Below are 14369 nucleotides of genomic sequence, written 5' to 3' on the forward strand. Positions count from 1 at the left end.
ATCGTGGCCAGCTCCCCTGGCAACACTGGTTGTTCTCAGTCCGGCCTCGTCGCTGGGGGTTGCGGAGCCACCAACACGGGCACCTCCCTCAACATCACCGGTGAACGCAACACCCCCGGCTCGAGCGGCCCGTCCACTCCGAACGGCACCTCCCCCGATTCGAACACCGGCACCGGGTACCCGCCGAACGAGGTCGACTTCGACGAGTGCCTCGCGAACTGGAATAGCGACATCCGCTGCTTCCGCGCTTATGAGGCGCCCACGAAGGCGGACCCTGCGGCTCCGGACGGGCCGGCACGCCCCGCGATCACGATGACCGATCTTGCCACCTTCGCCCCCGAGCCGGTGACGGCCGTCGGGGAACCAGGCAATGTGGGTATCGCTGGCATGCCGACGAACTTCGTCGCTGCGGCGTCCGTCCACACTCGCGCCGGAACGCTCTTCGGTTTCCCGATCTCCGTGCGCTTCACGCCTGTGGGGTACGAATTCGACTACGGCGACGGCGACCGCGCGAGCCTGACGACCGGCGGTGAGACCTGGAACCGCCTCGGTCAGGCGCAGTTCACGCCCACCTCCACGAGTCACGTCTACCAGGAGCGCGGGACCTATCTGGTCGACGTCGATGTGCGCTACTTCGCCGAAGTCAATCTCGGCAACGGCTGGGTGCCGGTGTCTGGCGAGCTCACGACGGACGGCCCCGACCAGGCGATCCGCATCTTCGAAGCCCACACGGCACTCGTGGCCTTCACCTGTGACCAGAAACCGACAGCACCCGGATGTTGAGACCCATGGCTGCGAGAAGGACCGACCGGCTCAGCTGACGACCCTCAACACCACCGGAGCACCATCGGCGTCCACGTGATCCGCGAGCATCAACACGGCGTCCGCAGCGACGCCCTTCGCCGGCACGAAGGTGATCTGCGGCACCAGGTCCCTCGTGCAGATCGTGTCGGTGTGCGCGTGCAGTCGGACGATGGCCTCGGTCTCACTGACCGCTTCCACGTCGCCGGACCCCGGCATGCAGGTCGACGATCCCCAGGTGAGCACGGCGAGCTCCTGATCCCCGATCCATGTCGCCGCAGGAATCTGCTCCGGCATCCTGTCCGCCGGAATGATCCCGCCGTCGTCGAGCCCGGGCAGCGTGAGCTCCGTCTTCTCCCCTGCCGCGTCGACGACGGTGAGCTCCACCGGACGTGAGGAGTCGAATCCAGCGGGCAGGCCGATGTAGGTGCCATGCGCGGTCTGCACCATCGCGCACATCTCGTCCTCGCTCGAAACGAGCACGATCTCGAGCGACTGGTCACCGGCGATGAGGTCGCCCAGCTGCGGCGCGCAGGCGTCGCCCCAGGACTTCAGCACGAACGCCGTCGAGTCCAACCACCCGGCTTGGGGCACGTATGACATGTCGGAGGAGGCCTGTTGGGCTGTCGATTCAGGCGCCGGGGAGCTCCCGGCGTTCGTCGAGCACCCCGTCAACACGGAGGCCAGCAGCAGCCCGCCCAGAGCGAGGATGGAGAACGCGCGAAGAGAGACCGTCATACCTCTGAGTGTCAGGTCGACGGGAACCGTCTCAGACCTGACGCCGCATCCTGCCCCTGTCGGCTGCCCGTGCCAGACTGTGGTTCGTGACCGACCGTCTCATGTTGCTCGATACCGCCAGCCTCTACTTCCGCGCCTTCTACGGTGTACCCGACAAGGTGACCGCACCCGATGGCTCCCCCATCAACGCGGCTCGTGGGCTGCTCGACATCATCGCGAAGCTGGTCACGCTGTACGAGCCCACGCACGTGATCGCGTGCTGGGACGACGATTGGCGTCCACAGTGGCGGGTCGACCTGATCCCCAGCTACAAGTCGCACCGGGTGGTCGAAGTCGTCGCCTCCGGTCCCGACGTCGAAGAGGTGCCCGATCCGCTCGAGGCGCAGATCCCTCTCATCCGCCAGACGCTCGAGGCGCTCGACATCCCGATCATCGGCGTCGCCGAGCATGAGGCCGACGACGTGATCGGCACGCTCGCCACAGACGCCGACATGGCCGTCGACATCGTCACGGGCGACCGTGACCTCTTCCAGCTCGTCGACGACGCCCGCGAGGTGCGCGTGATCTACACCGCACGGGGCATGAGCAACCTCGAGATCGTCACCGACGCCACGGTCGTCGCCAAGTACGGGGTGCTCCCCTCGCAGTATGCGGACTTCGCGACGATGCGCGGTGATGCCTCAGACGGACTGCCCGGAGTCGCCGGCGTCGGCGAGAAGACCGCAGCGACCCTGCTGCAGAACCATGTCGACCTCGGCGGGATCCGTGCAGCCGCCGAAGCGGGTGAAGGCATGAGCGCCGGCGTCCGCGCCAAGGTTATCGCCGCGTCCGCCTATCTCGACGTCGCGCCGACCGTCGTGGCGGTGGCGACGTCCCTGCCGATCTCCGCACCCGACACACGTCTGCACGCGCTCGACGAGGAAGAGTCCGCAACAGCGCTGGCGCTCGCGGCGAAGTGGAACCTGGGCGGCTCGATGGACCGCGCGATCGCTGCGGTCTCCGCCGCGGCACGCTGACGCGGGAGTCACTCGGCCCAGGCCAGCAACCGCTCCACCCCCCACGTGGTGACGATACGCGCGGCAGGAACGCCTGCCCGCTCGGCTCGCTCAGCGCCGTGGTCGAGCAGCGAGAGCTGTCCCGGCGCATGGGCGTCCGAATCGATGGAGAACAGACACCCCGCAGCCAGCGCGATCGCGATGAGCTCGTCCGGCGGGTCCTGACGTTCTGGGCGCGAATTGATCTCCACCGCCACACCGTTCTCCGCGCAGGCGGCGAAGACGGCAGCCGCATCGAAAGCCGAGGGTGGTCGCGTCCCACGCTCCCCCTCGACGAGACGACCGGTGCAGTGACCGAGCACGTTGACACGCGGATGCGAGACGGCGGCGATCATTCGTGCCGTCATCGGGCGGGCGTCCATTCGCAGCTTCGAGTGCACGGACGCCACGACCACGTCGAGCTCCGCAAGCAGGTCCGGATCCTGATCCAGCGCGCCGTCTTCGAGGATGTCGACCTCGATTCCCGCGAGCAGAGTGAATCCCTCGCCCGACTCGGCGCGCACGAGGGGGATCTGCTCACGCAGACGTTCGGCGGACAGGCCACGTGCGACGCGCAACCGCGGCGAATGGTCCGTGATCGCCTGGTACTCATGCCCCTGCGCACGTGCCGCCGCCGCCATCACCGCGATCGAGGTGGTGCCGTCAGACCAGTCCGTGTGGGCGTGCAGGTCGCCTCGAAGCTTGCCGCGCAGCTCTGACGCCCGCTCGGGCTCGACATCACCGCGCAGTTCCACCAGGTACTCGGGCACCTTCCCGTCCTGCGCCTGGCGGATCACGGCGAAGGTCGACTCGCCGATCCCGCGACTCGCACGCAGACGCGTCGGGTCAAGACGCACGTCTTCCGGGAGCTCCTGGAACGTCGCCGCGGCCTGGCGGAACGCCTTGGCCCGGTAGCGGGACGCCCGCTCGCGCTCGAGCAGCGAGGCGATCTCGAGCAGAGCAGCGACCGGGTCCACGTCGAGCTCCTAGGCCGTCGCGAGCTCGCGACTCACGCTGATCCACTGATCGAGCTTGGCGGCGGCACGACCGTCATCCACCGCCGCCGACGCCCGAAGGTAACCCTCGCGCAACCGCTCGAGGATCGGAACCTGCACCTGGGTCGCGTCCTGCGACAGCTCGTATGCCACGATGCCGGCAGCGGCGTTGAGCAGCACGATGTCACGAACGGCTCCGACCTCCCCCTGGAGTGTGCGTCGGAGCACCTCCGCGTTGTGCTCGGGTGCGCCACCGAGGAGGTCGGCGAGTTCGGCGAGGGGAATGCCGAGATCACGAGGATCGAGGTCATGCTCGTGGATGTCGCCGCGGGTGACCTCCCAGATCCGGCTGTGACCGGTCGTGGTGAGTTCGTCGAGCCCGTCGTCACCGCGGAACACGAGCGCCGTGGCACCACGGGTGCGGAACACTCCCGTGATCAGAGGCACGCGCTCGATCTGCGCCACACCCACGGCGTTGGCCTCGGCGCGGGCGGGATTGCAGAGCGGTCCCAGCATGTTGAAGACGGTGGGCACGCCCAGCTCGGCACGCACGGGACCCGCGTGCTTGAAACCGGGGTGGAAGGCGCCTGCCCATGCGAAGGTGATGCCGGTGCGGTCGAGGATCGACGCGACCGCCTCGGGGTTGAGCGACAGCTCGAGGCCGAGCGCCCCCAGAACATCCGACGACCCCGATGCGGAGCTGGCGGCGCGGTTGCCGTGCTTGACGACGGGGATGCCGGTGGCACCGATGATGATGGCCGCGGTCGTGGAGACGTTCACCGTGCCCACCCGATCGCCACCGGTACCGACGATATCGAGGACGTTCGGGGAGACAGGCAGCGGAACGGCGGCCTCGAGGATGGCATCGCGGAAGCCGACGATCTCGTCGATCGTCTCCCCCTTCGCCCGGAGGGCGATGAGGAACCCGCCGAGCTGGGCTTCCGTGACGTTGCCGTTCATGATCTGACGCATCGCCCACGTCGACTCCCAGACGCTGAGATCGCGGCGCTCCAGTAGAGAGGTGAGCACATCGGACCAGGTCAGCGAATCAGCCATGTGTGCGATCCTATCGGCGCGGGAAAACGTGCAGATCGTTCCGAACGTGTGACCGCCACGACGGCATCCCCTGTTTCCCGCGGATTCACCGACTATTCGCAGCCTTTTCTTAGGGTTACCTAAGTCAAATACGGGCAAAACGAGGGCTGCCGGTGCAAGAATCATGCCTGGGGATCGGCCATAATGGAAGAGTGACGACCTCAGCGACGTATGCCCCGGCGGCGAGAACCATTAAGCGGCCCAACCCGGTAGCTGTCGGCACCATTGTGTGGCTCGGCAGTGAAGTGATGTTCTTCGCGGGACTCTTCGCGATCTACTTCACCCTCCGCAGCACATCCCCCGAGCTCTGGGCGGATCGCACCGAACTGCTGAACGTTCCGTTCGCGTTCGTGAACACCGCGATCCTGGTGCTCTCCTCGTTCACGTGCCAGATGGGCGTGTTCGCTGCCGAGGACCTTCAGCCGTACAAGATCGGCAAGGGCCAGAAGAACGGCGCCGGTCGCCGTCGCCTCTTCGGCTGGGGCATGGTCGAGTGGTTCTTCCTCACCTTCGCACTCGGAGCCATCTTCGTCTCCGGCCAGGTCTGGGAGTACGCGCAGCTCGTGGCCGAGGGAATGCCCATCGGAGCAGATTCCTACGCTTCTGCGTTCTACCTCACCACCGGCTTCCACGCCCTGCACGTCACCGGCGGACTCATCGCGTTCCTGCTCGTCATCGGACGCGCATACGCGGTCAAGAATTTCCGGCACAAAGAGGCGACGTCCTCGATCGTGGTGTCCTACTACTGGCACTTCGTCGACGTCGTCTGGATCGTGCTGTTCGTCGTTATCTACTTCCTGAAATAAGAGCGGAGCTGATCCCCGAGATGGCACGAGAGAAGAAGCGCCGTTCGAATGGCCGTCGCAGTCCCCTGGCTGCGGCAGCGCTCATCGGAGCAGGCCTCATGATCACCGGCGCGGTATACGCCGGCACGACCGCCGCATTCGCTGCGACCGACACCCAGACGGCTGCGACCTCGCAGCTCACCGTCGAAGACGGCGAGAAGCTGTTCCAGGCGAACTGCGCGACCTGTCACGGTCTCGACCTGCAGGGCACGCCCAACGGTCCGAGCCTCTACGGAGTGGGCGAGCTCGCGACCGAGTTCCAGCTCTCGACCGGTCGTATGCCTCTGCAGATGCAGGGACCGCAGGCACCGCAGAAGTCGCCGCAGTTCACCGAAGACCAGATCCTCGCGATCTCGTCCTTCGTGCAGGAGTCCGCTCCCGGCCCGACCTTCCCCTCTGACCACATCCTCGATGGTGGCGGCGACGTGGCGAACGGTGCCGAACTGTTCCGCGTCAACTGCGCGATGTGCCACAACGTGGCCGCCGCCGGTGGTGCACTCACCGAGGGCAAGTACGCCCCGGCTCTGACCGAGACCAGCGCGCTGCACATGTACGCAGCCATGGTCACCGGCCCCCAGAACATGCCGGTCTTCGGAGACATGAACCTGTCGGACGAGGACAAGCGCGACATCATCTCCGCGCTCCTCTTCCAGCAGGAGTCCGTGCAGATCGGCGGATTCTCGCTCGGTTCGCTGGGCCCCGTCTCCGAGGGCCTGTTCGTGTGGATCTTCGGCATCGGCGCGCTCGTCGCCATCACCGTGTGGATCACGGCGAAGTCCAACTGACGCTTATTCATCGAAGAGGAACGTACGAGGAGCACCATGGCACACGACGACGACTCGCAGGCTCTTGACAGGGCCTACCAGCCCTCTCCAGGGCTGGGTGTCGCAGTCAGCGATCCCGTGCAGAACCCGGGGCTTCCGCCGCACCGCGAGCGGATGACCGACAAGGACCCGCGCGCTGAGAAGACCGCGGACCGCACTGTCTACACCCTGTTCTACCTCTCGCTCGCGGGCAGCATCTGGGCGGTCGCCGCCTACATGCTGTTCCCGATCGAGAGCGGCGCGCTCATCGACATCCGTCAGAACAACCTCTTCATCGGCCTGGGTATCGCCCTCGCCCTGTTGAGCATCGGCATCGGCGCGATCCACTGGTCGAAGGCTCTGATGTCCGACAAGGAGCACATCGAGTACCGCCACCCCACCCGGGGCAAGGACTCGACGCGCGAGGCGGCCATCAAGGCGTTCTCCGACGCGAACGAGGAGTCCGGTTTCGGACGCCGCACGATGATCCGCAACTCGCTGTTCGCCGCGGTCGTGGCGTCGATCATCCCGGGTGTCACCCTGTTCCGTGGCCTCGCTCCGCACTCGACTCCTGACGACCCCACTGCGGGCGACCCTGTCGCGCTGCTGAAGCACACGATGTGGGACGAGGGCATGCGACTGGTCCGCGACCCCGACGGCACGCCGATCCGCGCATCGGACGTCACGCTCGGATCCGCATTCCACGTGATCCCCGCCGACCTCGCCGAGCTCAGCCACCACGATGGTTATCTCGAGGAGAAGGCCAAGGCCATCGTGCTGATGATGCGCCTGCGCCCCGAGCAGCTCATCGAGGCCGAGGACCGTAAGGACTGGTCGTACGACGGCATCGTCGCGTACTCCAAGGTCTGCACGCACGTCGGCTGCCCGGTCGCCCTGTACGAGCAGCAGACCCACCACCTGCTGTGCCCGTGCCACCAGTCGCAGTTCGATGTCACCGATCACGCCAAGGTGATCTTCGGGCCGGCTGCACGTCCGCTGCCGCAGCTGCCCATCACGGTCGACGACGAGGGCTACCTCGTCGCACGCAGCGACTTCAAGGAACCCGTCGGCCCGAGCTTCTGGGAGCGCCATTGAGCACCGCAACGCTGTCCAAAGACGACAAGGAAACCAAGGCACCGCTCGGCGGTCGCTTCGTCGGTGCCGCGTCGAACTACATCGATGAGCGCACCAGCCTGTCTGGCTTCGTCAAGGAACTCGGTCGCAAGATCTTCCCTGACCACTGGTCGTTCATGCTCGGCGAGATCGCGCTATGGAGCTTCGTGGTCGTGTTCCTCTCCGGAACCTTCCTGACGTTCTTCTTCCAGGCATCCATGGTCGAGACCCACTACACCGGCGCCTACGCTCCGATGCGTGGAATCGAGATGTCCGCGGCTCTCGAGTCGTCGCTGCACATCTCGTTCGACCTTCGCGGTGGTCTTCTGGTCCGCCAGATCCACCACTGGGCCGCACTGGTCTTCGTGGCCGGCATCGGCGTGCACATGCTCCGCGTGTTCTTCACCGGCGCCTTCCGCAAGCCGCGCGAGCTCAACTGGGTGATCGGCTTCGTGCTCTTCATCCTGGCAATGGCTGAGGGCTTCACCGGCTACTCGCTCCCCGACGACCTGCTCTCGGGCAACGGTCTGCGCATCATCGACGGCATGATCAAGGGCTTCCCGATCGTCGGCACGTGGATCTCGTTCCTGCTCTTCGGTGGCGAGTTCCCCGGCACCGACATCGTCGGCCGTCTGTACACGCTCCACATCCTGCTGTTGCCGATGCTGGTCATCGCGCTCATCGTGGTGCACCTCATGCTGATGATCATCAACAAGCACACGCAGTTCGCCGGCCCCGGTCGCACGAACGACAACGTCGTGGGCTACCCGATGATGCCGGTGTACATGTCGAAGATGGGCGGCTACCTGTTCATCGTCTTCGGCACGATCGTGCTGATCGCGACGTTCTTCCAGATCAACCCGATCTGGAACTACGGCCCCTACGACCCCTCCCCTGTGTCCGCCGGTACCCAGCCCGACTGGTACATCGGCTTCGCGGATGGCGCGCTGCGTCTGGCTCCGTCGAACTGGGACATCGTCTTCCTCGAGCGCACGCTGTCGCTCGGCATCCTGGTGCCGGTCGCGGTTCTCGGTCTGTTCATCGTGCTCGTCGCGATCTACCCCTTCATCGAGGCGTGGGTCACGGGCGACAAGCGCGAGCACCACATCGCTCAGCGTCCGCGCAACGCGGCTACCCGCACCGCCATCGGCGTCGCTGGTGTCGTCTTCTACGCGGTGCTGTGGGCTGCGGCATCCTCCGACCTCATCGCGACGCACTTCATGCTCACGATGGAAGGTGTCATCCACACGCTGCAGGCACTGCTGATCATCGGACCGGTTCTCGGGTACTTCATCACGAAGCGCATCTGCATCGCGCTGCAGAAGAAGGATCGTGAGATCGTGCTGCACGGCTTCGAGTCGGGCCGCATCGTCCGCCTCCCCGGCGGCGAGTTCATCGAGGTGCACCAGCCGGTCGACCAGTACGACCGTTGGAAGCTCATCGATGTCGACGGCTACGAGCCGCTCGTCGTGCGCCCGAACGCCAAGGGCCGTATCCCGTGGACCGAGAACCTCCGTTCCTCGATCTCGCGCTGGTTCTTCGAGGACCGTCTGGCTCCGCTGACGCAGGCGCAGATCGAAGAGGCCGACGCGCACCAGCACCACGTCACGGCTCACAACGACGAGACCGAGGCCGCCGAGATCCAGGGCGCTCACGAGCGTGCCGGCTTCCCGGATGCTCCGCTCACCGTTGATGAGACACACGTCGACGAGACGCCGAACACTCCGAGCACGGTCATCGCGACCGAGCCGGTGAAGAAGCCTCGCAAGAAGAAGTCGGAGGACGGCGAGTAGACCTCGTCCGCTCCCCTCGCTGAAAGGGCCCTGTCCATCCGGACAGGGCCCTTTCATGTACTCCATGGAAGGATCGAAGGTATGACATCCGCAGTCAGACTCATCCGTTCCGAAGCCCTCGCCGATGCCCCCTACGCCTACGCCGCAACCGCCCCGGCAGGCTCGCGCCTCATCTTCCTCGCCGGCGCCTGCCCTCTCGAAGAGGACGTGACGACCACTGCTCCCGGCGACTATGCCGCACAAGCCGCCCGCTGTGTGGAGACTCTCCAGACCGCGCTCGCGGCGTCCGGCGCCGCACTGACAGACATCATCAGCACACGCGTTCTGGTGGCCTCCACACGACAGCAGGACCTCGTGACATCCTGGGACGTCATCCATGCGGCCTTCGGCGCACACGACGTCCCGAGCACTCTCCTGGGCGTCACCGTCCTCGGCTACGACGACCAGCTCGTCGAGATCGAAGCGATCGCGGCGGTGGCAGGAGACGCATCGTGAGTGGCACCGTACGCGCGGCCGAAAGTACCGATGCCGAGGCGATCCACGCGATAGAGACGGCCGCCGACGCACTGCTCATCGATGCTCTGGGCGCGTGGCAATGGCCGCCTGCCGGCGACGGCGCCGCACGTCTGTCGAGTCCCGGTTTCGTGCTCGTCGGAGAGGATGATGCGAACCGCTCCCCCGTCGGGTTCGTCCATGTGCTCGACGTCGACGGTCACGCGCACCTCGAGCAGCTGTCCGTGGTCCCATCTGCGGGTCGCAAAGGTCATGGTCGTGGCCTCGTCACCGCTGCGCTCGACGAGGCTCGCGAACGCGGCTATACGCGTGTCACGCTACGCACATACGCAGAGGTTCCCTGGAATGCACCCTTCTATGCCTCGTGCGGCTTCCTCGAGAGCATCCCGGAGACGCCGTTCCTGCGGGATCTGGTCGACGTCGAAGCATCGCTGGGCCTGGACCGCTACGGTCGCCGCGTGCAGATGACCGTCGAGCTCTGACACGAGCGGTCAGTGGCGGAATTGCGCTCATCAGCGTCCGGATGACGGCGGCGGACCACACACGCCCACTCCTAGGCTGGGGAGCATGATCGACCGCTCCGACTACTACGCCGCCAAGCTCGCCTATGAGACCGACGCCAGCGACGTTCATGCTGCTCTGAAGGCCGGCGAGAACATCGTCGTCATCGATGTGCGCTCCGCAGAGGCCTGGGCCCAGGGGCGCGTCGCGGGCGCCACGCACATGCACTACAGCGAGATCGCCGCGCGAGCCCCGCGCGAGATCAGCGTCGATGCGGAGGTCGTGGTGTACTGCTGGAGCCCCGGCTGCAACGCCGGCGCGAAGGGAGCCCTGGAGTTTGCGAAGCTCGGGTATCGGGTACGCGAGATGATCGGCGGCTTCGAGTACTGGGTCCGTGAGGGGTATGCCGTCGAAGACGCGGATGGCGTGCATCACCGGCCTGTCGACCCGCTCACCGGGATCGCGCGTATCCGATCGCGCGCCTGACCGTCTCACCACGAAGAAGGCCCCCGGACTAATCCGGGGGCCTTCTTCATTGGATGCTGCTCAGCGGGCGAAGTTGCCGCGGTAGTACTCGTATACCCAGCCGACGATCGCGACGACGAAGATCGCGAGCCCGATCGGAAGCAGGAAGTGTCCGACAGCCAGACCCACCACGAAGACAGCGGCAGAACCGGCGAGCACGATCGGCCACCAGGACCACGGGCTGAACTCGCCCAGCTCGGGGTCACCGTCGTCGATGTCCGAGGTCAGGATGTCTTCCGGGAGCTCCCCGCCCTGCGCGTTGTGCGTGCGATCAAGGTAGAACGCGATCATCGCGCCCATGAACGCCGAGAAGAACAGGGCGACCGTGCCGACCCACTCGATCTGGTTCACGAGCGGGAGGCTCGGGTGCGCCAGGATGTTCCAGCCCGTGTAGACGACGCCGATGAGGGCGAAGAACGCGGTCAGGACCCACCAGAGAATGACGTTATCGCGCATGACTCAGTGCACCTCTCGCTCGCCGGGAGCTGTGGTGGCGAACTCGGCCGCCTCAGGATGGTTCAAGTCGAACGCAGGACGCTCACTGCGGATGCGCGGGATCGACGTGAAGTTGTGTCGCGGCGGCGGGCAGGACGTCGCCCACTCGAGCGAAGCGCCGTAGCCCCACGGGTCGTTGACCGTGACCTTGGGCGCCTTGCGAGCCGTGATCCAGACGTTCAGGAAGAACGGGAGCATGGAGGCACCGAGGATCATCGCGCCGATGGTCGACACCTGGTTCTGCCAGGTCCAGCCGTCAGCCGCCGAGTAGTCCGCGTAGCGACGCACCATGCCGTCGACGCCCAGCCAGTGCTGGATGAGGAACGTCATGTGGAAGCCGATGAACAGCATCCAGAAGTGCACGTAGCCGAGACGCTCGTTGAGCATGCGCCCCGTCCACTTCGGCCACCAGAAGTAGAAGCCGGCGAACATCGCGAACACCACGGTGCCGAAGACGACGTAGTGGAAGTGCGCGACCACGAAGTAGGAGTCGGAGAGCGCGAAGTCCAGCGGCGGAGCCGCGAGGATCACACCGGTCAGACCACCGAACACGAAGGAGACAAGGAATCCGAGGGCGAAGACCATCGGAGTCTCGAAGGTCACGGAGCCTCGCCAGAGCGTTCCGATCCAGTTGAAGATCTTCACACCCGTCGGCACCGCGATGAGCATCGTCATGAGGGCGAAGAACGGCAGGAGCACCGATCCGGTCACGTACATGTGGTGAGCCCACACTGCGACGGACAGGGCAGCGATCGCGATCGTCGCGTACACCAGAGTCTTGTATCCGAAGATCGGCTTGCGGCTGAACACCGGGAAGATCTCCGAGACGATGCCGAAGAACGGCAGCGCGATGATGTACACCTCGGGGTGTCCGAAGAACCAGAACAGGTGCTGCCAGAGGAGCACGCCGCCATTGGCCGGGTCGTAGATGTGCGCACCGAGGATACGGTCGGCGGCAGCGGCGAAGATCGCGGCGGCGAGCACGGGGAACGCCATCAGGATCAGAAGGCTGGTGATCAGCGTGTTCCAGGAGAAGATCGGCATGCGCCACATCGTCATACCGGGCGCGCGCATGGTGATCACGGTCGTGATGAAGTTGACCGCACCGAGGATCGTGCCGAAGCCCGAGATTCCGAGACCGACCATCCAGAGGTTGCCACCGACTCCAGGCGAGAACGACGCACTGGCGAGCGGCTGGTACGCGAACCATCCGAACGAGGCCGCACCCTGCGGGGTGAGGAAGCCAGCGACGGCGATCGTGGAGCCGAAGAGGAAGAGCCAGAACGCGAAGGCGTTCAGACGCGGGAACGCGACGTCCGGCGCACCGAGCTGCAGCGGCAGGATCGCGTTCGCGAAGCCGGCGAAGAGCGGCGTCGCGAACATCAGCAGCATGATCGTGCCGTGCATCGTGAACAGCTGGTTGTACTGCTCCTTGGTCGGGATGATCTGCATTCCCGGCGCGAAGAGCTCGGCGCGGATGACGAGAGCCATCACGCCGCCGAGGAGGAAGAACAGCACAGAGGCGATCAGGTACATGTACCCGATGGTCTTGTGGTCGGTGGAGGTGATCCACTTGACGACGATGTTGCCCTTCTGCTCGACACGCGAGGAGCTCATCAGAGCGGCCTGGCGAGCGGGAAGAGCAGTGGGTCGGGAGCGAGGGGCCTCGTCGGTGCGGGGGGCTTCAGTTGTCGACATGGCTTACTCCTCTCCTTCCTCGGAGTCGGTCTTGGGCGTGGTTCCGGGGAGGTTCGTCAGACGGTCGTACTCGTCCGTGATGTCACCGGTGTTGCCCTTCTCCTTGAGCTGCTGGAGATAGGCGTCGTACTCGTCCTGTTCGACGACCTTGACGTTGAAGAGCATCATCGAGTGGTACTCACCGCAGAGCTCGGCGCACTTGCCGGCGTACTCGCCGACACGCGTCGGGATGAAGGACCAGGAATTGTCCTTCCCGATGTACATGTCCTTCTTGTAGAGGAAGTCGATGATCCAGAAGGAGTGGATGACGTCGCGCGACTGCAGGTTGATCGTGACCTTCTGGTCGACCGGCAGTACGAGCGTCGGCAGCTGCGCCTGGTCGATGTTGCCGTCCTTGTCCGGCTGGCCCTGAATTCCCATCGTCCACACGGTGTCTTCGTCCGAGTCGGCGTCGTACTGGAAATCCCACGCCCACTGCTTGGCGATCGCGGTGATCTCGACGTCAGGGTCGTCCCACTTGGCTTCGATCTCGGACTGATCGCGAGCCGTGAAGAAGAACATTCCCAGCACGAGGATCAGCGGCACGATCGTGTAGAAGATCTCGATCGGCATGTTGTACCGCATCTGCACGGGCAGACCGGTCTGGCCCTTGCGGCGGCGGTAGGCGATCGCGGCCCAGGCCATCAGGCCCCAGGTGATGACGCCGACGGCGAGCAGGACGATCCAGGAGTTGACCCACAGCGAGGACACTCGCTCGGTCTGGTTCGTGGCAGCGGGGCCGTCATCCACGAAGCCCGGAAGATAACCGTTCAGCTCGGTGGTGGTACATCCCGCCAGGACCACGGCTGCCACGACTCCCACAGGGAGTGCGGCCCAACGAAGGCGGTGTTTCGAGGGCACGATGCACCTTTCAGATTGCGGACAGGGCACATCCAAGTCTAGGGCAACCTCACACCTGATTCATGCCAACCACGCAGGTTGCGGAGGGTTCCGGGCGCCGTTTCGAACGACGAAGCCGCGCACGGCACCCGAAGACCGCAGGTCAGTGGAAGCTGTCTCCGCAAGCGCAGCTGCCGGCAGCGTTCGGGTTGTCGATCGTGAAGCCCTGCTCCGAGATCGTGTCCTTGAAATCGATGGATGCGCCATCGAGATACGGCACGCTCATGTTGTCGACGATGACCTCGACGCCGTCGAAGTCGACGGTCTCATCACCCTCGAGGTAACGCTCGTCGAAGTAGAGCTGGTAGATCAGGCCGGAGCATCCGCCGGGCTGAACGGCGACGCGCAGACGCAGGTCGTCACGGCCCTCCTGCTCGAGCAGGTTCTTGACCTTGAGGGCGGCAGCGTCAGTCAGGCTGATGCCGTGGGGCTTGGTGGCGGTGGTGTCCGAAGTCAGTGTGGTGTCGCTCATGTCGCTCCT

At 65.3% G+C, this 14369-nt stretch carries 16 protein-coding genes; 9 read left to right on the forward strand and 7 right to left on the reverse strand.

All coding sequences use genetic code 11. The features are described 5' to 3' along the window. Positions 1-3 precede the first annotated feature (3 nt). A complete protein-coding gene (locus MRBLWO12_RS07805) occupies positions 4-783 on the forward strand; it encodes a hypothetical protein (RefSeq protein WP_363554268.1) in 780 nt (259 codons plus the stop codon). A 30-nt stretch (positions 784-813) separates the two neighbouring features. Here the strand turns inward: MRBLWO12_RS07805 and MRBLWO12_RS07810 are convergent, their stop codons facing one another. Next, complete coding sequence (locus tag MRBLWO12_RS07810; protein WP_363554270.1) at positions 814-1539, reverse strand: hypothetical protein; 726 nt, start codon at positions 1537-1539, stop codon at positions 814-816. 86 nt (positions 1540-1625) lie between these two features. Here MRBLWO12_RS07810 and MRBLWO12_RS07815 point away from each other — a divergent pair, with 86 nt between their 5' ends. Continuing rightward, on the forward strand, positions 1626-2555 hold the full coding sequence (locus MRBLWO12_RS07815; protein ID WP_363554272.1) for a 5'-3' exonuclease: 930 nt from the start codon (positions 1626-1628) through the stop codon (positions 2553-2555). A gap of 8 nt (positions 2556-2563) precedes the next feature. On the opposite strand, the gene MRBLWO12_RS07820 is transcribed toward MRBLWO12_RS07815, so the two are convergent. After that, positions 2564-3550 carry a PHP domain-containing protein gene (locus tag MRBLWO12_RS07820; RefSeq protein ID WP_363554274.1) on the reverse strand — a complete coding sequence of 329 codons (987 nt, stop codon included), beginning with the start codon at positions 3548-3550 and terminating at the stop codon, positions 2564-2566. Positions 3551-3559: 9 nt separating this feature from the next. Continuing rightward, positions 3560-4624, reverse strand: a complete 1065-nt coding sequence (gene trpD / locus MRBLWO12_RS07825; RefSeq protein WP_363554276.1) for an anthranilate phosphoribosyltransferase — start codon at positions 4622-4624, stop codon at positions 3560-3562. A gap of 287 nt (positions 4625-4911) precedes the next feature. On the opposite strand from trpD, the gene MRBLWO12_RS07830 reads away from it, so the two are divergent. From MRBLWO12_RS07830 to MRBLWO12_RS07860, 7 genes are all read left to right on the forward strand, one after another. Continuing rightward, positions 4912-5469: a cytochrome c oxidase subunit 3 gene (locus MRBLWO12_RS07830; RefSeq protein WP_363558556.1), complete on the forward strand. Its 558-nt coding sequence runs from the start codon at positions 4912-4914 to the stop codon at positions 5467-5469. Between the two features lie 20 nt (positions 5470-5489). Further along, positions 5490-6293: a c-type cytochrome gene (locus MRBLWO12_RS07835; RefSeq protein ID WP_363554278.1), complete on the forward strand. Its 804-nt coding sequence runs from the start codon at positions 5490-5492 to the stop codon at positions 6291-6293. A 36-nt stretch (positions 6294-6329) separates the two neighbouring features. Beyond that, positions 6330-7406, forward strand: a complete 1077-nt coding sequence (locus MRBLWO12_RS07840; RefSeq protein ID WP_363554280.1) for a ubiquinol-cytochrome c reductase iron-sulfur subunit — start codon at positions 6330-6332, stop codon at positions 7404-7406. Next, positions 7403-9217: a cytochrome b gene (locus tag MRBLWO12_RS07845; RefSeq protein ID WP_363554282.1), complete on the forward strand. Its 1815-nt coding sequence runs from the start codon at positions 7403-7405 to the stop codon at positions 9215-9217. Before MRBLWO12_RS07840 ends, MRBLWO12_RS07845 begins: the two co-directional genes overlap by 4 nt. A gap of 81 nt (positions 9218-9298) precedes the next feature. After that, positions 9299-9712, forward strand: coding sequence for a RidA family protein (locus tag MRBLWO12_RS07850; protein ID WP_363554284.1), 414 nt, complete (start codon positions 9299-9301; stop codon positions 9710-9712). Then, on the forward strand, positions 9709-10212 hold the full coding sequence (locus MRBLWO12_RS07855; RefSeq protein WP_363554286.1) for a GNAT family N-acetyltransferase: 504 nt from the start codon (positions 9709-9711) through the stop codon (positions 10210-10212). Before MRBLWO12_RS07850 ends, MRBLWO12_RS07855 begins: the two co-directional genes overlap by 4 nt. 85 nt (positions 10213-10297) lie before the next feature. Next, positions 10298-10717: a rhodanese-like domain-containing protein gene (locus MRBLWO12_RS07860; protein ID WP_363554288.1), complete on the forward strand. Its 420-nt coding sequence runs from the start codon at positions 10298-10300 to the stop codon at positions 10715-10717. Positions 10718-10777: 60 nt separating this feature from the next. Here MRBLWO12_RS07860 and MRBLWO12_RS07865 read toward each other — a convergent pair whose 3' ends face one another. The 4 genes from MRBLWO12_RS07865 to erpA form a co-directional block, all read right to left on the reverse strand. Beyond that, a complete protein-coding gene (locus tag MRBLWO12_RS07865) occupies positions 10778-11212 on the reverse strand; it encodes a cytochrome c oxidase subunit 4 (protein WP_363554290.1) in 435 nt (144 codons plus the stop codon). A gap of 3 nt (positions 11213-11215) precedes the next feature. Next, positions 11216-12949 (reverse strand): cytochrome c oxidase subunit I, encoded by a 1734-nt coding sequence (gene ctaD, locus MRBLWO12_RS07870; RefSeq protein WP_363554292.1) that lies wholly within the window; start codon positions 12947-12949, stop codon positions 11216-11218. Positions 12950-12952: 3 nt separating this feature from the next. Further along, positions 12953-13849: a cytochrome c oxidase subunit II gene (gene coxB / locus MRBLWO12_RS07875; RefSeq protein WP_363554294.1), complete on the reverse strand. Its 897-nt coding sequence runs from the start codon at positions 13847-13849 to the stop codon at positions 12953-12955. Positions 13850-13991: 142 nt separating this feature from the next. Beyond that, complete coding sequence (gene erpA, locus MRBLWO12_RS07880) at positions 13992-14360, reverse strand: iron-sulfur cluster insertion protein ErpA (RefSeq protein WP_363554296.1); 369 nt, start codon at positions 14358-14360, stop codon at positions 13992-13994. Positions 14361-14369: the final 9 nt, after the last annotated feature.

Source organism: Microbacterium sp. LWO12-1.2 (genome assembly GCF_040675875.1).
Classification (GTDB): Bacteria; Actinomycetota; Actinomycetes; order Actinomycetales; family Microbacteriaceae; genus Microbacterium.

Coding starts and splice junctions, on each gene's coding strand:
- erpA (WP_363554296.1), bottom strand. CDS start 14,360: ATGAGCGACACCACACTGACTTCGGACACCACCGCCACCAAGCCCCAC.
- ctaD (WP_363554292.1), bottom strand. CDS start 12,949: ATGTCGACAACTGAAGCCCCCCGCACCGACGAGGCCCCTCGCTCCCGA.
- MRBLWO12_RS07850 (WP_363554284.1), top strand. CDS start 9,299: ATGACATCCGCAGTCAGACTCATCCGTTCCGAAGCCCTCGCCGATGCC.
- trpD (WP_363554276.1), bottom strand. CDS start 4,624: ATGGCTGATTCGCTGACCTGGTCCGATGTGCTCACCTCTCTACTGGAG.
- MRBLWO12_RS07830 (WP_363558556.1), top strand. CDS start 4,912: ATGTTCTTCGCGGGACTCTTCGCGATCTACTTCACCCTCCGCAGCACA.
- MRBLWO12_RS07865 (WP_363554290.1), bottom strand. CDS start 11,212: ATGCGCGATAACGTCATTCTCTGGTGGGTCCTGACCGCGTTCTTCGCC.
- MRBLWO12_RS07860 (WP_363554288.1), top strand. CDS start 10,298: ATGATCGACCGCTCCGACTACTACGCCGCCAAGCTCGCCTATGAGACC.
- MRBLWO12_RS07810 (WP_363554270.1), bottom strand. CDS start 1,539: ATGACGGTCTCTCTTCGCGCGTTCTCCATCCTCGCTCTGGGCGGGCTG.
- MRBLWO12_RS07840 (WP_363554280.1), top strand. CDS start 6,330: ATGGCACACGACGACGACTCGCAGGCTCTTGACAGGGCCTACCAGCCC.
- MRBLWO12_RS07835 (WP_363554278.1), top strand. CDS start 5,490: ATGGCACGAGAGAAGAAGCGCCGTTCGAATGGCCGTCGCAGTCCCCTG.